Origin of the sequence: Nonomuraea sp. NPDC050663 (genome assembly GCF_044456985.1) — a bacterium.
GTDB lineage: Bacteria > Actinomycetota > Actinomycetes > Streptosporangiales > Streptosporangiaceae > Nonomuraea.
The window spans coordinates 520,748-542,626 of sequence record NZ_JBITGL010000003.1 but is presented as its reverse complement, the minus strand read 5'-3'; the positions used below and the strand labels follow the sequence as shown (position 1 = coordinate 542,626).

Sequence of the window (21,879 nt, the reverse complement as noted above, 5' to 3'; positions counted from 1 at the left end):
GATTGATCGTCTCCAGGGGTCTCAGGGGAAATGTCAGGCGAGGTCGAGGGCAGCGGTGATCTTGCGGGCCATCTCGGTCAACGCGGGGCTCGGCTGCCCGTTGCTCGCACCGGCCGCCGCGTCGACGGCGACGATCACGGTGCTGCGGAAGTTGTCGGCCTCGGCCGGATTGTGGGCCTTCAGCAGGGACATGGAGTCGGAAAGGGCAGGCAGCACGCGATCGGCGAGCTCGGCCACGGTCTTGTACTTCAGGTCCTTGCTCTTGGGCGCCTTGGCCAGCACGTGGCCGACCTGGCCGGTCGCCGCCGACAGCGCCAGGGCGCCGTGAGTGGCGACCTTGTGGGCCGAACCGGCGATGCCGGCCGCGGACATCAGCGAAACGGCGCCCCAGGCGGCGATCCGCAGGGTGATCTGGTCCTGCTCGTTGAGGGTGTTCATGCCGGGGCGCTCCTTCAGGGGTGTTCCGTCGATGGCTCTACGATCGACGGCCGCCCTGATACGGCGCCCACGGCTTCCTGACACGTCGCTGACACCACCCGGGGGCGGTGTCAGCGCTCGGGGTGCACCCGCTCCCACGCCTCGAACGCCACGTCCCACTCGGCGGCCGACAGCGCCGAGACCGAGGCGGGGAAGAGGCCGTCCTCCTCCTTGCGGATGTGCTCCCACAGGTGGGCGACGGCCTGGCGCATCGTCGTACGGTCGTCCTCGCGGTTCAGGTCGGCGGCGGCCAGGAACGCGTCGAGCTCGCGGTGCTCGTCCACGAGCGCCGCGACGTAGCCCGCGTACTCCTCCTGGCCCGCCATGACCTGGAACAGGCCGTCCTCCTCGGCGACGAAGTGCGGGGCCAACAGGGCGCGCAGGCGGCCGACGAGCTCGGCGGCCGGTTCGCCGTGGTCGAGCGCGCGGCGGATGTCACTGGCGGTGTCGTAGATGGCTTCGTGCTCGGCGATGAACTCTTTGAGCAGGGGCATCTCGCGGCAGCCGCAGTAGTCGCACACCCGATCATCATCGCAGCGGGTGATGCGGAAGCCACGGAGCGACGGCGGTGCCGTGCCGGGGGGGTGACTTGACCTATGACGTTACGGTAATGCAACCCGACAACTCATCACGTTCTTCTCGGGATCATGGCACGCTGACCGGCGTCATATGTGATCGATGAGGAGACCTCTATGGCGTTACGGGTCCACGAGGCCTTTGCACAGCAGGTGCGTCACACCCCAGAACGCACCGCCGTCGTGGCGGGGACCACCCGCCTCACCTACGCCGAGCTCGACCACCTCGCCAACGGCATCGCCCACGACCTGGGCCGCCACGGGGCGGGCCGGGAGGCGGCCGTGGGCGTCTGCCTGGACCGCGACGCGACGATGCTCGCGGCGCTCCTGGGCGTCTGGAAGGCGGGCGCGGCCTACGTGCCGCTCGATCCCGCCTATCCCGCCGAGCGGCTCAACTACATCGCCCGGGACTCCGGCGCCAAGCTCCTGATCACCTCCGCCGACGTGGCGCGGCGCGGCGTCCTGCGCGGCGCGGACACTCCCGCCGTGCTCGCCCACGACTCGGCGCCCGCCCCGCACGCGCCCGACGTGCCCGGCGCCGGCGGCGACGCCGCCTACATCATGTACACGTCGGGCTCGACCGGCCTGCCCAAGGGCGTGGTCATCGAGCACCGCAACCTCATGGCCCTGCTGACGGCCGAGACCGGCTTCTTCGCCGACGAGGTCGCGGGCATGCTGGCGGCCACCTCGATCTGCTTCGACCCCTCGGTCAGCCAGCTGTTCCTGCCGCTCATCTGCGGCGGCACGGTGATCCTCGCCGACAACCTGCTCGCCCTGCCCACGCTGCCCGCGCGCGACGAGGTCACCACCGTGTACGGCGCGCCCTCGGCGCTGGTCTCGCTGCTGGCCCAGCCGCTGCCCGCCGGGGTGCGGACCGTCGTGTCAGGGGGCGAGCCGCTGACTCGGGCCTTGGTGGAGCGGATCTACGCGAACCCGGGCGTGCGCCGCGTTGTAAACGTATACGGTCCAACCGAATGCACCGTGACCTGCGGTTCTCACGACGTCACCCGCGACTCCGCCGGGGAGCCCCCGATCGGGCTCGGACACGCCGGTTCGGTGCTGTCGGTGCGCGGCCCCGACGGCCGTCGCGTGGCCGACGGGGAGACGGGCGAGTTGTGGGTGTCGGGGCCGCTCGTCGGACGCGGCTACCTCGACCGGGCCGAGCTCACGGCGTCCCGGTTCGTCGTCAGCGAGGGTGAGCGCCACTATCGGACCGGGGATCAGGCCCGGATCGAGGGCGGGGTCCTCGTCTACGCCGGACGTGACGACGACCAGGTGAAGGTCGCGGGATTCCGGGTCGAACTCGGCGAGGTCAGGGCCGCGCTGGCGGCGCACCCGCTGGTGCGCAACGCGGCCGTCCTCGCCCGCGCCGACCACACCGGGGTCCGGCGGCTGGTGGCGTACGTGGAGGGGGACGCCACGCCTGCCGGGTTACGGGGGTGGGTGCGGGAGCGGTTGCCGGACCATATGGTGCCCGCCCGGGTCGTCGTCATGGAGCGGTTACCGCTCGGCCCCACCGGCAAGATCGACCGCGCTCGGCTGGCCGCGATGGACCTCGACCCGTGGCCTGACGCCCGGCTCGCCCAGGACCCTGCGCCCTCCACCGCGCCCGGTTCGCCGCCTCGCACCGCGATCGAGCAGGACCTGGCCGGCATCGTCGCCGGCGTGCTCGGCAGGCCGGATCCCGTCGGCCTCCACGACCACTTCCTCGACCTCGGCGGGCACTCCATGGCCGCCGCCCAGGCCTGCGCCCGCATCGAGACGGACCTGGGCGTCCGCGTCCCCCTCACCGCCTTCCTCGGCCGCCCCACCGTCGCCGAGCTGGCCGACTACGTCACCTCCGCGGGACCCTCCTTGGAACCCGCCGCCGCCACCGCGCTCACCCGCCACCACGGCCGCACCCGCTATCCCCTCACCGCCGCCCAGCACGGCATGTGGCTGCTGCGCGAGGTCGGCCAGAGCAGCACCGCCACGGCGATCGCGATACGGCTGCGCGTGCACGGCATCGACACGCCCGATCCCGTCCAGCGGGCCCTCGACCGGCTCGTGGCCGAGCACGAGGTGCTGCGCAGCGTCATCGTCCCCGGCCCAGGAGGCACCCCGGAAGCATCGGTGCTGGCCCCGGAGCCCGTCCCCGTAACGGTGCACGATCTGCGGTCGATGGACGCCGCCGAGCAGGAGGCCTACGTCAGGGCCCTGCCCGTGGCCGGGTTCGACCTGACCGCGGACACGCCGTTGCTGCGCGCCGAACTGCTCTGGATGGGCGACGGCAGCGCCGACCTGCTGGTGTCGAGCGACCACACGGCGTTCGACGGCTGGTCGATCGGCCTGCTCATGGCCGAGCTCGCCCACCACATCCCGGGCGCGGAGCACGCGTCCGCCACCGGCGCCCCCGCCTTCCAGGTGGGCGACGTCGCGCTTGCCGAGCAGCAGGCCCTCGCCGGGCTGGAGCCCTTGCGCGCCTTCTGGACCGACGAACTGGCCGGAGCCGCTCCTCCGTACGAGGTGCTGTCCGCCGCCGACGGCCCGGGACGGGGCAGGGGCGGGCGCGTCACGCTGCCGCTGCCCGAGCGGGCCGCCGCCGCCGTCGGCGCACTGGCCGCGGCCTGCGGCACCACGCCGTTCTCCGTCTACCTGACCGTCCTGGGGCTGCTGACGGCCGCCCAGACCGACCGGGCGGACGTCCTTCTCGGAGCGGCGGTCGCCGACCGGGCCAGGCCGGGCCTCGACAGCCTGGTCGGACCGCTGGTGGACGCCCTGCCCGTACGGCTGCGCCTCGACCACGATCTGCCCGTCCGCGACGCGATCGCGCGGGCGGCCGCGGCCACCGCCCGCGCCATGGACCACATGGCGCTGCCCGCGCACGAGCGGCTCGCGGTGTCCGGAGTCGAACGGCCTCGCGGGGCGATGCTCACGCCAGTGGTGCTCTCCCTGCAGCCGCCCGCCGTGCCGGTGCGCGTCGGCGGGGTCGAGCTGCTCGGCGAGCTGAGCGGCGGCGGCGCGCAGGCGCCGTGCACGGTGTTCGTCAACGCCGGCTCGCGCGGCATGGAGGTGCAGGTCGAGTACGACGAGGACCTGTTCGGGCGGCCGGCGGCCGAGGAACTCGCCGAGCGGTTCGTGCGCCTGGTCGAGCAGGTGCCCGGCGCGCCCGACCGGCCGCTGTCCGGGTTCGACCTGGTGGGCGCGGAGGAGCGGGCCGCGTTGCTGGAGCTGGGCACGGGCCCTGCCCTGCCCGCCGACGTGCCGCCGACCGCGGTGCACGCCGTGCTGGCGCATGCCGTACGGCACGCGGACACGATCGCCGTCGACGACGGGACGGCCACGCTGACGTACGGCGAGCTGGCCCGAGGCTCGGCCCGCGTCGCCCACGCGCTGGCCGAGCATGCTGGGCGCGCGCGAGCGGGCTCGGCCGGCGCGACTCCGGCCGATCCGAGCGGCGAGGTCGTCGTCGGCGTGTGCCTGCCGCGCGACCGCAGGCTCACCATGGCCGTGCTCGGCATCGCCAGGGCCGCTGCCGCTTACGTGCCGCTCGATCCCGAGCACCCGGCCGAGCGCCTGCGTTTCCAGGTCGACGACTCAGGCGCCCGGGTGGTGCTGGCGACGGCGGAGACGCGGGCGGTGGCGGCGGGCCTGGGCGTCGAGGTGATCGACGTCGACACCCTCCCGGACGCCACCGCCGAAGACATCGCCACGAGGCCCGACGGCCTCGCCTACGTGCTCTACACCTCGGGCTCGACCGGCCGCCCCAAGGGCGTGGAGGTCACCCATGCCAACCTGGCGGCGCTGGTCGCCGCCGTCCGCGAGGCCGTGGACATCCGGCCCGGCGACGTGATGCTGGGTCTGACCCCGTTCTCCTTCGACGTCTTCGGCTTCGACTTCTGGGTGGGGCTGTCCTGCGGCCTGCGCCTGGAGCTGCTCGACCGCGACGGCGCGATCGACGGCCACGCCATCGCCAGGAGGATCGAGGCGTCGGGCGCGACCCTGATGACCGCGACGCCGACGACCCTCAGAATGCTGATGGCCGCAGGCTGGGCGGGCTCGCCGGTGCAGGTGCTGAGTATGGGTGAGGCGCTCGACCCCGCGCTCGCCCGCGACCTCCTGCCGCGGGTGCGGCGGTTGTGGAACGCCTACGGCCCGACCGAGACCACGATCTACTCCACGCTCGCCCTCCTCGACGGTCCGATGGACGACGGCGTGCCGATCGGCCGGCCGCTGCACGGCGAGCGGGCCTATGTGCTCGACCAGGCGGGCCGCCTCCTGCCGCGCGGGGCCACCGGCGAGTTGTGGATCGGCGGTGCGGGCGTCGCCCGGGGATACCGGGGGCGGCCCTCGACCGTGTTCGACGACGACCCCTTCATGCCGGGCGAGCGCCGCTACCGGACCGGCGACCTGGCCCGGTGGCGGGCGGACGGCTCGCTCGACTACCTGGGCCGACGCGACCACCAGGTCAAGCTGCGCGGCCATCGGATCGAGCTCGGCGAGATCGAGGCGGTGTTGCGCGAGCACGTGGCGGACGCCGTGGTGGCCGTCGTGGACGGTGACCATCTGGTGGGTTACGTGGTCGGCGCGGGTGACCCCGCCGTGCTGGAGGCGCGGCTGCGGCAACGGCTGCCCGGCTACATGGTGCCCGGCCAGTGGGTGGCGATGGAGGCGATGCCGACCACGTCCTCCGGGAAGGTGGACCGGCGGGCGCTGCCCAAGCCGGTGCGGACGGCGGCGACCGACTCACCGCCGCCGGAGACGGAGGCCGAGCTGCTCGTCGCCGAGGTGTGGTCGGAGGTGCTGGAACGTACCGGGCTGGGCGTGCTGGACGACTTCTTCGTGCTGGGCGGGCACTCGGTGGCCGCGACCCGGGTGACCGGGCGGCTGCGCGAGGTGCTGGAGCTGGAGGTGCCGGTGCGGCTGCTGTTCGAGCGGCCGACGCTGGGCGCCTTCGCCGCGGCCGTCGAAGCGCTGCTGCTGGCCGACCTGGACGAGGAAGAGGCGGGCGCGCGATGACCGTCAGTGACGAGCGGGTCAAGCAGCGGCTCGCCGCCCGCCTGTCGGCCGGCCGCAGGGCACTGGGCGAGCGGCCGACGGGCATCCCCGTCGCCGAGGGCGCCACACCCCTCAGCCCCGCCCAGGCCAGGCTCTGGTTCCTGTCGCAACTCGACGACGGAGCCGCCTACAACGTCCCCACCGCCATCCGCCTGACCGGCGGCCTCGACCCCGACGCCCTCCTCGGCGCCGTGCGCGACCTGGCCGAGCGCCATCCGGTCCTGCGCAGCACCGTCGACGGGGAGACGACGACCGCTCTGCCCGCGGACACGATCCCGCTGCGTCTGGCGCAGGTGGGCGGGGACGAGCTCGCCGAGTGCCTGCGCCGCGAACAGCAGACCCCCTTCGACCTGGCCACCGAGCCCCCGACCCGCGCCACCCTGTTCCGCCTGGAACGCGACGAGCACGTCCAGGCAGACGGCGGGCACGCGCTGCCAGGCGACGAGCACGTCCAGGCCGGTGACGAGCACGTGCTGGCCCTCACCGTCCACCACATCGCCTTCGACGCCTGGTCGCGCGACCTGGCCGTCGCCGAGCTCGGCGCGCTCTACGCCGCCCGGCTGGGCGACAGGCAGGCGCCGCCGCCGCCGAGGGTGCGCTACGGCGACTACGCCGCGTGGCTGGCCACCCGTCCGGAGGGTGACCTGGCCTGGTGGGAGGCGCGGCTGGCGGGCCTGGAGGGCGTGCTGGACCTGCCCACCGACCGGGCGCGCCCGAGCGTGGCAGCCTGGACGGGCGCCGAGGTGCCGGTACGGCTGACGCCCGAACTGGCCGCGAAGGTGCGCGCGAGCGCGGCCGAGCGGGGCTGCACCCCGTTCATGGTCTTCCTCGCGGCCTGGTCGGCGCTGCTGTCGAGGATCAGCGGCACCGACGACGTCCCGGTGGGCGCGCCGGAGGCGGGACGCCTGCATTCGGACGCCGATACGATGCTCGGCTGCTTCGTCAACACGCTGGTCATGCGCTGCGACCTGTCGGGCGACCCGACCGGCGCGCAGCTGCTGGCGCGCACCCGCGACGTCGCCCTGGACGCCTTCGCCCATCGTGACGTGCCGTTCGAGCGCATCGTCGAGCGGCTGCACCCCGAGCGCAGCCTGGCGACCACACCGATCTTCCAGGTGCTGCTCAACGTCGTCGACACCGCTCCGGCGCCGCCGTCCTTCCCGGGCCTGGGAGTGGAGGTCTTCGAGCCGCCGGTGCGGACCGCCAAGTACGACCTCAACCTGTCGTTCACCCACACGGGCGACGGCTACGAGGGCATGCTGGCCTACCGCACGGACCTGTTCGAGCCGCGTACGGCGGAGCGGATGGCGTCGTGGTACCTGACGCTGCTCGACGGCATGCTGACCGACCCTGAGTGTCCGGTGGGCGCGATCGCGCTGGAAGCGGTCGACGGCCCCCAGATCGAGGGCCGCCGGGCGAGCTTCGACCTGTCGCGCCCAGTGCACGAGCTCATCGAGGAGCAGGCCGTACGCCGTCCGGAGGCGGTCGCCGCCACCGACGCGCACGGCAGCCTCACCTACCGTCAGGCCGATCGGCTCGGCAACGGCGTCGCCCACCGGCTCGTGGCGCGGGGCCTGCTGCCCCAGGAGCCGGTCGGCGTGCTGACAGGACGGGGGACGGCGCTGGTGCCCGCCCTGCTGGGCGTGCTCAAGGCGGGCGGCGCCTACATGCCGATGGAACCCGCCTACCCCGACGACCGCCTGGCCTACATGGCCGAGACGGCGGGCGCGCGGCTGGTCATCGCCTCTCGCGAGCACGCCGGGCGGGTCCCGGGAGCGCTGGTGCTGGAGGACCTGCTGGAGGAGGCGCCGGCGCCGCCCGGGGTGGCGGTGCGGTCCGACTTCCTGTCGCACGTCAAGTTCACCTCGGGCTCGACCGGCCGGCCGAAGGGCGTGGGCGTCGAGCACCGCTCGCTGGTGCACTACCTGAACGCGGTGCGCGACCACGTGGGGCCCGAGCACGACTCGTTCGGCGTGGTCTCCACGATCGCCTCCGACCTGATCCTCACGTGCCTGTTCGGCGCGCTGATCAGCGGCGGGACCGTGCACCTGGTCGACCAGGACGCCGCCACCGACCCCGCGCTCTACGACGTCGGCGCGGTGGACGTGGTCAAGATGGTGCCGAGCCACCTGGAGTTGCTGGCCGCGCACGGCGAGCTGGCGGAGGTGCTGCCGCGCAGGTTGCTCATCCTGGCGGGCGAGGCCACCTCGTGGGAGCTGGCGGGACGGATCAGGGCCGCGCGGCCCGACCTGGAGCTGCAGATCCACTGCGGCCCCACGGAGGCCACCGTCTCGGTCCTGGCCGGCACCGCGCCCTCCGTGCCGACCGGCTCCGGCTCTGTGCCGCTCGGCCGTCCGCTGCCCGGCGTCTCCTGCTACATCGTCGACCGGCACGGCAGGCCGCTGCCCGCCGGGGTGCCTGGCGAGTTGTGGATCGCCGGTCCCACGGTGGCGCGCGGCTACCTGGGCATGCCCGAGCTGACCGCGGAACGGTTCGTCCCCGACCCGGTCGCGGGCGCCGACCGCTGCTACCGGACGGGAGACCGGGTGCGGCTCAACGCCGACGGTCTCGTGGAGTTCCTGGGCCGGGTCGACGACCAGGTCAAGATCCGCGGCTTCCGCGTCGAGCTGGGCGAGGTCAAGAGCGCCCTGCAGGAGCAGCCGGGGGTCGCGGAGGCGGCGGTGCTGCCGGTCGGCGAGGGTCATTCGCGCCGCCTGGCCGCCTGGGTCGCTCCGGGACGTGTCGATGTGGCCGAGCTGCGGGCGGGACTGCGTGAACGCCTGCCCGACTACATGGTGCCCGCGGCGATCGTCGTGCTGGACGAGCTGCCGCTCACGCCGCTCGGCAAGGTGGACCGGGCCCGGCTGCCCGCGCCGGAGATCTCCGTCGCCGACCGGGTCGCTCCGAGCACGGAGGCGCAGCTGAGGGTGGCGCAGGCCTGGGCGCAGGTGCTGCCCGAGCAGGAATTCGGCATCGACGACGACTTCTTCGCCCTCGGCGGCGACTCCTTCCGCGCCATCAAGGCGATCAAGCTGATCGACCCGTCGCTGCGGGTGATCGACCTGTTCACGCGGCCGACGGTGCGCGAGCTGGCCGCCCATCTGGAGTCGGGGTCGCTGGCCGGGAGCGGGCTGCTGCACCGCCTGGCCGGTCCGCGCACCGCTCGCCGTACGCTCGTGTGCGTGCCGTACGGCGGCGGCTCCGCGGCTTCCTTCGGGCCGCTGGCGGCCGAGCTCGGCGCCACGGGCACGGCGGTGCTGGCGGTCGAGCTGCCCGGCCACGATCCGGCCAGGCCGGAGGAGGCGATGCTGCCGCTGGGCGAAATCGCCGGCCGGCTGGCGGCCGAGCTGGAGGGCGGCGGGCCCGTCGCGCTGTACGGACACTGCGTCGGCTCGGCGGTCGCGACCGAGCTGGCGCTGCGGCTGGAGAACGCGGGCGTCGAGGTGAGCGGCCTGATCGTGGGCGGCAGCTTCCCCGACGCCCAGCTTCCAGGACGGCTCTCGCAGTGGTGGAACCGGCGCTTCCCCGCCCATCGCTGGAGCAACGACCGGGCCCAGCGCGACTTCCTGCGCACCCTGGGCATGGCCGAGGACGCCGGCGACGTGTCGGTGATGGTGCGCGGCCTGCGCCACGACGTGGAACAGGCGCAGGTCTGGTTCACGCGCGAACTCCAGGCGCCGCGCAAGCTGCGCGCCCCGGTGTTGTGCGTCGTGGGCGAGCGCGACCGTGCCACCGAGCTGTACACCGAGCGTTACCGCGAGTGGGGCGCCTTCGCCGACCGGGTGGAGCTCGCCGCCATCCCGAAGGCGGGCCACTACTTCATCAAGCACCAGGCGCGGGAGCTGGCCGAGCTGATCGACGGCCATCTGTCGAGCTGGGAGGCGGGCCGGGTGCCGGAGCCGCTGGAGGCGGTCGAGGTGGTCGGCGAGCAGGCTCGCCGGGATCTGCGCCGCTTCTACACGGTGGCGGCCGGTCAGACGGCCTCGCTGCTGGGCAACGCGCTGACCTCCTTCGCGCTGGGCGTATGGGCCTACCAGGCCAGCGGCAGGGTCTCCGACTACGCGCTGGTGACCATGCTGGCGCTGCTGCCGGCCGTCCTCGCCTCGCCCCTGGGCGGCGCGGTGGCCGACCGGGTGGACCGGCGCCTGGTCATGCTCGCCTGCGACGGCGTCTCGGCGCTGGCCACGGCGGCCCTGGTGGTGCTGCTGTGGCTGGGACGGCTGGAGGTCTGGCAGGTCGGCGTGATCGCGGCGGTGCTGTCGCTGGTCACCGCCTTCCATCGGCCCGCCTACCTGGCGGCGGTGGCGCAGCTGGTGCCCAAGCCGTACCTGATGCAGGCGAACGCGCTGGCCAATCTGGGCACCGGTCTGGGCATGCTGATCGCCCCGCTGGCGGGCGCGGCGCTCATCACCCTGGTCGGGGTGCACGGCGTGATCGCCGTGGACGTGGTGACCTTCCTGTTCGGCCTGGCGACGCTCCTGCTGGTGCGCTTCCCCGACCGGCTCTTCCGCCGTTTGGAGGAGTCGTTCTGGCAGGCGATCGCGGGCGGCTGGCGCTTCCTTGTCCGCCGGCGCCCGCTGATGGTCATGATCGTCTTCTTCGCGATCGAGAACTACTTCGGCATGCTCGCCCTGGCCATCACCGTCCCCGTGGTGATGGGCTTCGGCGGTGTCGCCGGGGTCGGCACGGTCACCGCCCTGCAGGGCCTGGGAGCGGTCGCGGGCGGCCTGGTCATGGTCTTCTGGAACGGCACCAGGCGCCGTGCGATCGGCATGGTCGGCTTCGTCAGCGGCTTCGGCTTCGGGATCGTCCTCATCGGCCTGCAGCCGTCGGTCTGGGTGGCGGCGTTCGGCGGCTTCGTCTCGTGGTTGTTCCTGAGCGTGCTCAACGCCCACTGGCTGGCGATCATCCAGCTCAAGGTGGGGCTCGATCTTCAGGGGCGGGTGCTGGCCACCAACCAGATGCTGGCGGTGTCGATGACGCCGCTGGCGTTCCTGACGGCTCCGGCGCTGTCGGCGTGGTTCGGGCCGCTGCTGGATCCCGGCGGGGCGCTGGACGGCACCTGGGTGGGCGACCTGGTGGGCGTCGGCGACGGCCGCGGCGTCGGGCTGCTCCTGGCGGCGACAGGAGCGGTGCTCGTGGCCTGGGGCGCGCTGGGGCTGGCCTACCGCCCGCTGCGCCTCATGGAGGACGAACTGCCCGACGCGATCGCCGGCGCGGAAATCGCCGACAATCTCGACCTGATCGATAGAGAAATGGCTTCACGCAAATGATACTTCGTGTTACGAATTATTGTTTTCAAGGCCTTCGACAAGGCATTTGACAGTAGTTCGTGTGGATCACCACAATGATTTCCGGCCCGGCGAACCCGGGCCGGAATTCGTTTCCCAGAACAATGACGTTCCAGGAGCCTCACCGTTTGTCCAAGACCACACTCGTCCTGATCGGCACGGGTGGGCTCGCCCGAGGTATCGCGTACGCGCTCGCCACGACGACGACCCCGCTCGACCTCGTGATCGCGGGCCGCAGCCTCGACCGCACCGCCGAACTCGCTTACGTCACCGCCACCCGCGCCGCCCTGTCAGGCACTCCGCTGACCGTCCGGCCGGTCACCCTGGATCTCGCGGGCGACGACCTGGCAGCCTCCCTCTCCGCGCTCGACCCGGCGGGTGTCGTGCTCGCCGCCTCCACCCAGTCCCCCTGGGAGCACACGCAGGCACCCTCGGCCTGGACGGCGTTCGTGCGTCAGTCCGGGTTCGGCGTGACGCTCCCCTTCCAAGCCGAATTTGCGCTTCGTGTCGGCCGCGCCCTCACCGCGGCCTGCCCACGGGCGTGGTTCGTCAACGCGTGTTTCCCCGACGCGGTCAACCCGGTGCTCGACGCCCACGGCGTGCCCGTGTTGTGCGGCATCGGCAACGTCAGCCTGCTGGCCGCGAGCCTGCGCTCCGCGCTCGGACTCGCGCCCGCCGACCGCCTGGCCGTCCTGGCCCACCACGCCCACCTGCACGCCCAGCCGGAAGAGGCCAGGGCATGGCTGGAGGGCGAGGAGGTGCCCGAGGTCGGCAAGGCGCTGGCCGCCCAGCGCGCCACCACGCGCAGCGAGCTCAACCACGTCACCGGCCTGGCCGCAGCCCGATTCCTCACCGGGCTGCTGACCGGGGCGGTCCAGCACACCAGCCTGCCGGGCCCGCTGGGCCTGCCGGGCGGCTATCCGGTGCGTGCCGCAGGCACTCACCTGGAGCTGGACCTGCCGGCCGGACTGAGCCTGGAGGAGGCGGTCGCCTTCAACCAGCGCTCGGCCGAGCGTGACGGTGTCGTCGTCGAGAACGGCACCGTGCGCTTCACCACCCCGTCCCCGCCCGAGTTCACCCTGCCCGATTTCGCCGTGCACGAGCTCGACCGGGTCCGCATCGAGCTGGACCAGCTCAGGACCCGGCTACGTGACCGACCCCCGTCCTCCTCCCCATCCCTCTGAGCGAGGTCCGCCAGCATGACCCAGTCCGTCCTCACCCCCGCCACCCGGCACGCCAACCTGCTCGTCGACTTCTACGACAGGCTGCCGCGCTCCATCGCCGCGTGCGTCGACGACCCGTCGCCCGTGCGCGAGGGCGCCGCCTTCTCACCAGGCTTCCTGCTGCCGGAGCTCGACGGCCCCATGCGGGAGTTCCTGTCGGTGGCCACCGCCGCCTGGCAGCCCATGGGCCAGTACGGCGGGCACGCGCTGACCCTGCTCGACCTGACCCGCAACCCGGGCACCGGCACCACCAAGACCTTCGCCTCGCTGCTGATCGTGGCGCGGGCGGTGGAGTACATCAGGCGATACGGCGAGCCGGTCACGATCTTCTCCCCCACCTCGGCCAACAAGGGCACCGCCCTGCGCGACGCCGTCCTGCGCGCGATCGAGACCGGCCTGGTCGAGCCCGAGCAGCTGCGCGTGGTGATCCTGGCCCCGGCCTCGTGCGCCGCCAAGCTGCGCTCCAGCCGCCTGTCGGCCGACCCGGGGCTGCGCGCGCTCAACCCGCTGCTGCTCTACACCGGCCAGGAGCCCGAGGACGTCAAGGCGATCGGCCGCGCGTTCGCCGACAAGCACGGCGGCGAGGTCGACGGGCGCCTGTGGTACTCCCTGGACCTGGCCAACTACCTGGTGGCCGACACCGCCCGCGCCTTCTTCGAGCACGAGGCCGACCCCGTCGGCGACACGCCCCGCCTGCACGCCCACGCCGTCTCCAGCGCCTTCGGCATGCTCGGCTACCACCGGGGCCGTGCCGTCCTGGAGGACGACGGCCTGGCCTCGCCCGCCACCCGCCCGGCCACGCTGCTGGTGCAGCACCTGGGCACCCCCGACATGGTGCTGAGCCTGCGCCACGACTCCTTCGACCGCTCGCACCTGCCCGCCTTCCAGCCCGACGGCCGCGGCCTGTACGCCCAGTCGGCCGACCCGCGCTTCCCGCAGGTCACCTACGACCCGCACGAGGTGCTCGACCCGACCTTCTACACCCACAGGCCCGCCACCTCCCCGGCCATGAACGACCTGATCGGCCGCTTCGGCGGCGACGGCATCGTGGTCTCGCTGGCCGAGTGCGTCGAGCGATACCCGCACCTGCGCGAGCTGCTGGCCCCCACCGGCTGCGCCCTGCCCGCCGACCTGCGCACGCTGCGCGAGTGGTCGCTGGTGATGGCGATGACCGGCGTCCTGAACGCGGTGGACCGGGGCCTGGTCGAGGAGGGCCGCGACATCGTCGTGCACGGCTCGGGCTCCTACGGCGTGGCCGATTACACGCTCCTGGAGCAGGAGGCGACCATCCCGGTCGCGTCGGTCGAGGACGTCGCCGAGGCGGTCCTGCGCCCGTGAGCGAGCTGTCTGTCGCCGTCGTGGGGATGGCGGGTCGATTCCCCGGCGCGCAAGACGTGCATGCCTTCTGGCGCAATCTGCTCGACGGGACCGACGCCGTCCACGACTACAGCGCGGACGAGCTGCGCGCGCTGGGCATCGAGCCCGGCAGCGCGGTGCCCGCCGGGGGCAGACTCGACGGGGTGGCCGGGTTCGACGCCGGCTTCTTCGGCGTGCCCGACGACGAGGCGCTGCGCATGGACCCTCAGCAGCGGCTCTTCCTGGAGCAAGCCTGGCTGGCGCTGGAGGACGCCGGGTGCGACCCGCAGTCCTACGACGGCCTCGTCGGCGTCTTCGCCGGAGCCTCACCGAACAGGTACTTCCTGTTCAGGCAGTTCGACGGCGACTGGAACCATCCCGCCGGGTGGGCCGCCGACTACCTGACCGCCCAGGCCGCCTACCGGCTGGGCCTGACCGGGCCGGCGATGGCCGTGCAGACCGCCTGCTCCAGCTCGCTGGTGGCGGTGTGCATCGCGGCGCAGAACCTGCTCGACTTCCGCTGCGACGTGGCCCTGGCGGGCGGGGTGAGCGTCACCGAGCCGCGCTTCCGCCACACGCCGGGCGGCCTGGTCTCGCCCGACGGGCGCTGCCGCGCCTTCGACGCCGACGGCAAGGGCGCGGCGTACGGCAGCGGCGTCGCGGTGCTGGCGCTCAAGCGTCTCGACGACGCGCTGCAGGACGGCGACCACGTCTACGCGGTCCTGCGCGGATGGGCGGTGGCCAACGACGGCGCCGCCCGCGCGGGCTTCGCCGCCCCCGGCCTGTCCGGCCAGGCGATGGTCGTGGCCGAGGCGCTGGCCGGGGCCGAGCTGACGCCCGCCGACATCGGCTACGTCGAGGCGCACGGCAGCGGCACCACCACGGGCGACGCCATCGAGATGGCGGCGCTGTCGCGTGCCTTCGGCGCGGGCCTGCCTCCCGGCTCGATCGCGGTGGGCTCGGTCAAGACCAACGTGGGCAACCTCGACGCCGCCTCCGGCGTGGCGGGGCTGGTCAAGGCGGTGCTGGCCGTACGGCACGGCGTCGTTCCCGCCAACCTGCACTTCTCGCGGCCCAATCCGGAGATCGACTTCGACACCTCGCCGTTCTTCGTGCCGGTCAAGAACCACGACCTGCACGTACGGCGGGCAGGGGTCAGCTCGTTCGGGCTCGGCGGCACGAACGCGCACGTCATCGTCGAGCACTTCGACGAGCCCGAACGCGCCCCCGAGAGCGGCGGGTGGCGGCTGCTGCCGGTGTCGGCGCGCACCCCCGCCGCGCTCGACGACGCCCTGACAGCGCTGGCGGACTTCCTGCGGGCCGTCCCGTGCCGCCTGGACGACGTGGAGCACACGCTGGCCGGCCGCCGTGCCTTCGAGGAGCGCGCGGTGGTGCTCTGCCGCGACGTGCCCGAGGCGGTGGCGGGCCTGCGCGCCCTCCTGGCGGGCCAGGAGGGCGTGCCCGGCGAGGCTCCGGCCGGCCTGCGGGCGCGGGCCGTGGCGTGGCGGGGCGGCGAGTGCGACGCCGTGCCCGCAGAAACGGGTGCGCGGCGCATACCGCTACCCGGTTACCCCTTCCAACGCGAGCGTTACTGGATCGAGGTGGGCTCGTGAGCCGCTGGTTCAGCGTCGTCCAGCCCAGGCCGCAGGCCCGGGCGCTGCTGTTCTGCCTGCCGTACGCGGGGGCGGGCGCGGGAGCCTTCCGCGGCTGGGCGGCCGCGGCCGACCCGGGGCTGGAGGTCGTCGCCGTGGTGCCGCCGGGCCGCGAGCACCGCTACTCCGAGCCCGCCGCCATGGACGTGGGCGAGCTGGCGACGCAGATCGTCGCCCGCGCCGACCGCCCCTACGCCCTGTACGGGCACTCGATGGGCGGGCGCGTCGGGTTCGAGCTGGTCAGGGAGCTGCGGCGGCGGGGCGCGCGGCTGCCCGAGCGGTTCTACCTGGGCGGCTGCCGCCCGCCCGACCTGGCCGAGCCGCTCGACGGGCTGGCGCACGCCTCCGACGAGGACCTGCTGACGGGACTGACCGAGCTGGGCGGCATGCCGCAGGAGGTGCTCGACTCCCCCGAGCTGCTGGCGGTGGTGCTGCCGACGCTGCGCGCCGACTTCGTCTGGCTCGACGGCTACCGGTTCGTGCCGGAGGAGCCGCTGCCGGTGCCGATCACCGCGTTCGGCGGCGCCGACGACCCGGTCACCGAGGTGATGGGGCACTGGGCCGCGCACACCGGGGCCGGCTTCCGGCTGCACGTGGAGCCGGGCGGGCACTTCTTCCTGCACGGCTCCATGGAGCGCATCCTCACCACGGTCGCCGCCGACCTGCTGGAGCGGCCGCACCTGACTCCGCTGGGCGACACCGGCTGGTCGGTGTGGCGCGAGGCGATCCTGCGCAGCACCGGCTTCCCCGCCGAGGGGCTGGAGCTGTTCACCGCGCCCGAGGCCGCCCGCGCGGCCGACGCGTTCCTGGCCGGCGACGGGTTACGCGAGGACTTCGAGACGGCCTTCGACGCCGCGGTCGAGGTCAGCGCCGCCCAGGCCACGGAGCTGGCCGCCGACCCGCTCCTGCGCGAGGCGCTCACCTGGCAGAACCGCACCATGCTCCCCTCGCTCGACGGCCTGGCCACGCCGGGGCCGCGCAACCACCGGCGCCGCTCGCGCGAGCTGATGCTGGCCAAGTACTGGCAGCGTTACTGCGCCAAGAACGAGACCATCGGCTTCTTCGGCCCCGTCGCCTGGACCAGGATCGACCCCGACGCCCCCGCGATCACCCTGCAACCCGGCCCAGGCCTGCTGCGCGAGCGCCGGGTGGGCTTCGAGGACTGGGCGATCCGCGCCTACGCCGCGCGCGTGGCCGCCGACCCGGCCGTGCGGCCCACGTTGCCGGTCGCCCTCCAGCCGCACCTGTGGCTGGAGGAGCGGCTGCTGCACCGGCCCGCGCACCCGCCGCTGCAGCTGTCGGCGCCCGAGGCGGCCACGCTGGCCCTGTGCGACGGGCGGCGCAGCGCGGAGAAGGTGGCCGCCGAGGCGGCGGGCCAGGCGGGCATCCGCACCCCCGCCGACGCGATGGTGCTGCTGGAACGCCTGCACGAACGCGGCCTGCTGTCGTGGGGCGAGCTGCCGCAGGTACCCGACTGCGAGGTGCGGCTGCGTGCCCTGCTCACCCACGGCGACACCGCCGAGCACCGGCGCGCCCTCGACGGGCTGGAGCGCCTGTGCGCGGCCCGCGACCTGGTGGCGGCGGCCGCGGGAGACCCGCACGCGCTGCGCGAGGCGCTCGACGCGCTCGACGCCGAGTTCACCGAGGTCACCGGGCTGCCGCCGCAACGCAAGGCCGGGCAGACCTACGCCGGGCGCGGCCTGGTCTACGAGGACACCACCCGCGACGTGGACGTCTCCTTCGGCGGCCCGGTGCTCGACGTCCTGGCCGAGCCGCTGGCGCTGCTGCTGCGCGCCGCCCGCTGGCTGAGCGCCGAGCTGGCCTCGGCGTACGGCGCGGCCCTTCGCGAGCTGTACGAGGAGCTGCGCGCAGGAGACGAGCAGGTGCGCCTGGCCGACCTGTGGTTCCTGGCGCAGGGCGCGCTGTTCGGCACCGGGCCGCGTCCGGTGGACGACGTGGCCGCCGAATTCGCCGCCCGCTGGTCGGAGGTGTTCGGCCTGACCGGCGACGACGCGGACCGGGAGCTGCGCTTCACCGCCTCCGGACTGTCGGAGGCGATCGCGAGGGCCTTCCCCGCGACGCGCCCCGGCTGGTCGACAGCGCGCCTGCACAGCCCCGACCTGCAGATCTGCGCCGAGAGCGCCGACGCCATCAGGAACGGCGACTTCCTGGTCGTGCTCGGCGAGCTGCACGCCGCCTGGCCCACCTTCGACTGCGCGGTGTTCACCCGGGCCCACCACGACCCCGACGCGCTGCGCCGGGCCATGGCCGCCGACCTGGGACCCGACCGGGTGCGCCCGCTGGCGCCTGAGGAGTGGCCGCGCCACACCGGCCGCATGGCCGGCGACCTCGACGGGCCGACCGACCGGCAGCTCGGCTGGGCGGCCGCGCCCGGCGCCGACCCCGACCGGCTGCTGCCCGCCGCCGCCGTCCTGGTCACCGAGGAGGAGGGCGAGCTGGTCGCCCGCTGGCCCGACGGGCGGCGCAGGCCGCTGCTGGAGATGTTCGCCGGCCTGGTGTCGATGCACGCGGTCGACGGCTTCAAGCTCACCGCCGCGCGCGGCCACACCCCGCGCCTGACCATCGACCGCCTGGTGGTGGGACGCGAGACCTGGCGGACCACCGCGGGAGAGTCGGGGCTGGCCGGGGTGCGCTCGGAGCGTGAGGCCTACCTGGCGGTGCGGGCGTGGCGGCTGGCCATGGGGTTGCCCGAGCGGGTGTACGTCAAGCTCGCCACCGAGATCAAGCCGACCTACGTCGACCTGGGCAGCCCCGTCTACGCGGCGCTGCTGTGCGCCATGGTGCGAAGGGCGGGCGATCCCGGCACGCGCCTGGTGGTCACCGAGATGCTGCCCGGCCCCGAGCAGGCGTGGCTGACCGACGCACAGGGACGCCACTACTTCACCGAGCTCCGCCTGCACACCACCGACCCTCTGGGGGCACAGTCATGAGGTCGCTTCCCGATCTGGTGCTGGAGCACGCCGCGCGGCGTCCCGACGCGCCGGCCGTACGCCAGTGGGAGCAGGTCGTCACCTACGGCGAGCTCGCGGCCGGGATGCGGGCGCTGGCCGGGAGGCTGGGCGAGCTCGGGATCGGCCCCGACCGGCTGGTGGGCGTGTGCCTGCGACGCACGCCGTCGATGGTGACGGGCCTGCTCGGCGTGCTCCTGGCGGGCGGGGCGTTCGTGCCGCTCGACCCCGACGGGCCGCCCGCGCGCCGGGCCGAGATCATCGCCGACGCCGGGCTGGACCTCATCGTCGTGGACGACGAGACCGCCGGATCGGTGACGGCCCAGCACCTGGTCCGCGTCGGCGAGAGCCATGACGCACCCATGTCCTCCGGCTGCCCGGCGTCCCCCGATCACCTGGCCTACGTGCTGCACACCTCGGGCTCCACCGGGCGCCCCAAGGGCGTGATGATCAGCCATGCCGCCATGTCGGCCTTCGCCGAGAGCTGCGGCGCCCTGGTCGGAGCCGGCCGCGACACCAGGACTCTTGGCTTCACCAGCCTGCTGTTCGACGTCGCGGTCGCCGAGCTCGCGGTGACGCTGGCGGCCGGCGGCACCCTCATGCTGGTCGGCGAGCAGGACCGCAGGGACGCCGCCAGGACGCAGCGGTTCGCCGCCGCCCACGAGGTCACCTTCGCCATCCTGCCCGTTCCGCTGCTGCCGCTGCTCGACCCCGACGGCCTGCCGTCGCTGCGGGTGATGATGACCGGCGCGGAGGCTCCCGGTCCCGAGCAGGTCGAACGCTGGTCGTCGGGCGGCAGGCGGTTCCTGAACGCCTACGGCCCGACCGAGGCCACGGTGTGCGTGGCCGCGTTCGAGACCAGCGGCAGCTGGACACGTCCGCTGCCGTTCGGGCGTGCCTTCGGCGGCCATCACCTGCACGTCGTCGACGACGGCCTGCGCCCGGTGCCGCCAGGTCAGCCAGGCGAGCTGCTTATCGGCGGCCCCGGCCTGGCCAGGGGCTACCTGGGGCGGCCCGGCCTGACGGCCGAGCGGTTCGTGCCCGACCCGTGGGGCGAGCCGGGAGCGCGGCTGTATCGCACGGGCGACCTGGTGGTGCTGCAGGACGACGGTGAGCTGCTGTTCCTGGGCCGCGCCGACCGGCAGGTCAAGATCCGCGGCCAGCGGGTCGAGATCGGCGAGGTGGAGACCGTGCTGCGGGCCCATCCCCGGCTCGCCCACGCCGTCGTCGAGCTCGTCGAGGGCAGGCTGGTCGCCTTCTGCACCCCGGACACCGCGACCGCCGAGGAGGTGCTGGAGCACTGCGCCCAGCGGCTGACCGGCGCCATGCTGCCCTCCAGGGTGGTGCTCCTGCCCGAGCTGCCCCTGCTGCCGTCCGGCAAGGTCGACACCGCCGCGCTGCGGGAGGAACGGGCGGTCAGAGCGCCGGAGACGGAGCTCGAACAGCAGGTGGCGGCCATCTGGCAGCGCGTGCTGCGCACCGGCGCCGCCGGTCTCGACGACGACTTCTTCGCCTGCGGCGGCGACTCCATCAGCGTCATGGCGCTCGTCGCGGCGATCAGGGCGGAGCTCGACAGGTCCGTCGCCGTCGAGGACGTCTACGCCGAACGCACCCTGGCCGGAGTCGTGCGGGCGCTCGGCCGGGCCGAGGCGCTGCCGCACGGCAGCGCGCCCGCGCTGACCCCGGCCCAGCGCAGGTTGTGGTTCCTCGACAAGCTCGCCCCCGACAGCTCGGCCTACAACATCCAGATCGTCGAGCACCTGCGCGGACCGCTCGACGTGGAGGTGCTCGGCAAGGCGCTGGCCGCGGTGGCGGCCAGGCACGAGGTGCTGCGCTGGCGGGTGCCCGACACGGGCGGCCTGCCGTACGTCGAGGTGGACCCGCCTGGCCAGGCGCCGTTCATGGTGACGGCGGGCGAGCTGGACGAGATCGTCCAGGCCGAGGCGGGGCACCGCTTCGAGCTGGCCACCGGGCCGCTGTGGCGGGCGGTGCTGGTAGGGCGCGGGCACGACGATCACGTGCTGGTGCTGACCTTCCACCACGCCGTGTTCGACGGCTGGTCGCAGCGGCCCCTGCTGGAGGACCTGTCGCGCGCCTACCGCGACGGACCGCTGGAGACTCCCCCGGCCTCCTTCGCCGACTACGCCGCCTGGCGCGCCGCCAGGGACGGCAGGCGCGGCCCCGCGGACCTGACCTGGTGGCGCGAGCACCTGGCGGGCGCCTCCCCGGTGCTGGAGCTACCAGGCGACCGGCCCCGGCCGCCCGCGCAGACCTACAACGGCGCGATGGTCACCCGGCGGCTGGAGGCCGACCTCACCGCCGCCGCCCGCGAGCTGGGCGTCACCGTGCCCGCGGTGCTCCTGGCCGGGCTGGGCGAGCTGCTGCGGCGCGTCACCAGCCGCGACGACCTGGTGATCGGCACCCCGATCGACGACCGGCGCCACGAGGCCTTCCAGGACCTGGTCGGCTTCTTCGTCGAGATCACCCCGCTCCGGCTGCGCATGAGCGAGGACGACAGCTTCGCCGAGCGGGTGCGCGCCGCCTCCGACGAGCTGCTGTCGGCGCTGGCCCACCCGGGCGCGACGCTGGAGACGGTGGTCGAGGCGCTCGCCCTGCCCCGTGACCCGCGCCGCCCGCCGCTGGTGCAGGTGCTGTTCAACGTCTACAACTTCCCCCCGCCGCACCTGGACCTGCCGGGGGTGACCGCGGGCAGCCTGGAGGCCGGCCAGCCCGGCTCGCCGTTCGACCTGACCGTCTACGTGGCAGAGCGCGAGGGCGGCCATGCCGTCGACTGCGTCTACAACACCGACCTGTTCGACCGCTCCAGGATCGAGACGCTGGTCGCGGCCTACGCGGCCCTGCTGGAGCAGGGCACGCGCGAGCCGTCACGGCCGGTCGCCGCCCTCACGGTCGACGGCCTCGCGTCGCTGCGGGCCGGGACCCTCGCGCCCGCCCTGCCAGATCGTCCCGCCTCCAGGGGCGGGGCCGCGGTCACCGAGACCGAGCAGCTCGTCGCCGCCGTCTGGTGCGAGGTGCTCGGGCGCGAGTCCGTCGGCGCGACGGACAACTTCTTCGACGCGGGAGGGACCTCCATGGCCCTGCTCGTCGTGCAGGACCGCCTGACCGCGCGGACCGGGCGGCGGCCCGCGGTGGTGGACCTCTTTCAGCACACGACCGTCCGCGCGCTGGCGAGCTACCTCGACGGCGACGCGGGCGCACCCCTTCTCAACCGGGCCGACCAGCGGGCGCAGGCGCGCCGCCAGCGGTCCGACCAACGCAGGAAGCGAGGCCGGCTGTGA

Annotated in this window: 9 protein-coding genes; 7 read left to right on the top strand and 2 right to left on the bottom strand. The window is 73.9% G+C overall.

Annotated features, from left to right (window positions below):
* Positions 1 to 33: 33 nt before the first annotated feature.
* On the bottom strand, positions 34 to 438 hold the full coding sequence (locus ACIBH1_RS11485) for a hypothetical protein (protein ID WP_397313598.1): 405 nt from the start codon (positions 436 to 438) through the stop codon (positions 34 to 36).
* 110 nt (positions 439 to 548) lie between these two features.
* Positions 549 to 998, bottom strand: coding sequence for a hemerythrin domain-containing protein (locus ACIBH1_RS11480; RefSeq protein WP_397313597.1), 450 nt, complete (start codon positions 996 to 998; stop codon positions 549 to 551).
* A gap of 171 nt (positions 999 to 1,169) precedes the next feature.
* On the opposite strand from ACIBH1_RS11480, the gene ACIBH1_RS11475 reads away from it, so the two are divergent.
* The 7 genes from ACIBH1_RS11475 (at position 1,170) to ACIBH1_RS11445 (ending at position 21,879) form a co-directional block, all read left to right on the top strand.
* The gene (locus ACIBH1_RS11475; RefSeq protein WP_397313596.1) at positions 1,170 to 6,050 is read left to right on the top strand and encodes an amino acid adenylation domain-containing protein; all 4,881 of its coding nucleotides are present in this window, start codon (positions 1,170 to 1,172) and stop codon (positions 6,048 to 6,050) included.
* Complete coding sequence (locus ACIBH1_RS11470; RefSeq protein WP_397313595.1) at positions 6,047 to 11,362, top strand: amino acid adenylation domain-containing protein; 5,316 nt, start codon at positions 6,047 to 6,049, stop codon at positions 11,360 to 11,362. Before ACIBH1_RS11475 ends, ACIBH1_RS11470 begins: the two co-directional genes overlap by 4 nt.
* A 146-nt stretch (positions 11,363 to 11,508) precedes the next feature.
* Complete coding sequence (locus ACIBH1_RS11465; protein ID WP_397313594.1) at positions 11,509 to 12,564, top strand: hypothetical protein; 1,056 nt, start codon at positions 11,509 to 11,511, stop codon at positions 12,562 to 12,564.
* 15 nt (positions 12,565 to 12,579) lie between these two features.
* Positions 12,580 to 13,941, top strand: coding sequence for a DUF6002 family protein (locus tag ACIBH1_RS11460; RefSeq protein ID WP_397313593.1), 1,362 nt, complete (start codon positions 12,580 to 12,582; stop codon positions 13,939 to 13,941).
* A complete protein-coding gene (locus tag ACIBH1_RS11455; RefSeq protein ID WP_397313592.1) occupies positions 13,938 to 15,572 on the top strand; it encodes a beta-ketoacyl synthase N-terminal-like domain-containing protein in 1,635 nt (544 codons plus the stop codon). Before ACIBH1_RS11460 ends, ACIBH1_RS11455 begins: the two co-directional genes overlap by 4 nt.
* A complete protein-coding gene (locus ACIBH1_RS11450; protein WP_397313591.1) occupies positions 15,569 to 18,562 on the top strand; it encodes a thioesterase domain-containing protein in 2,994 nt (997 codons plus the stop codon). The genes ACIBH1_RS11455 and ACIBH1_RS11450 overlap by 4 nt, the downstream gene beginning before the upstream one ends.
* Positions 18,559 to 21,879: an amino acid adenylation domain-containing protein gene (locus ACIBH1_RS11445; protein ID WP_397313590.1), complete on the top strand. Its 3,321-nt coding sequence runs from the start codon at positions 18,559 to 18,561 to the stop codon at positions 21,877 to 21,879. Before ACIBH1_RS11450 ends, ACIBH1_RS11445 begins: the two co-directional genes overlap by 4 nt.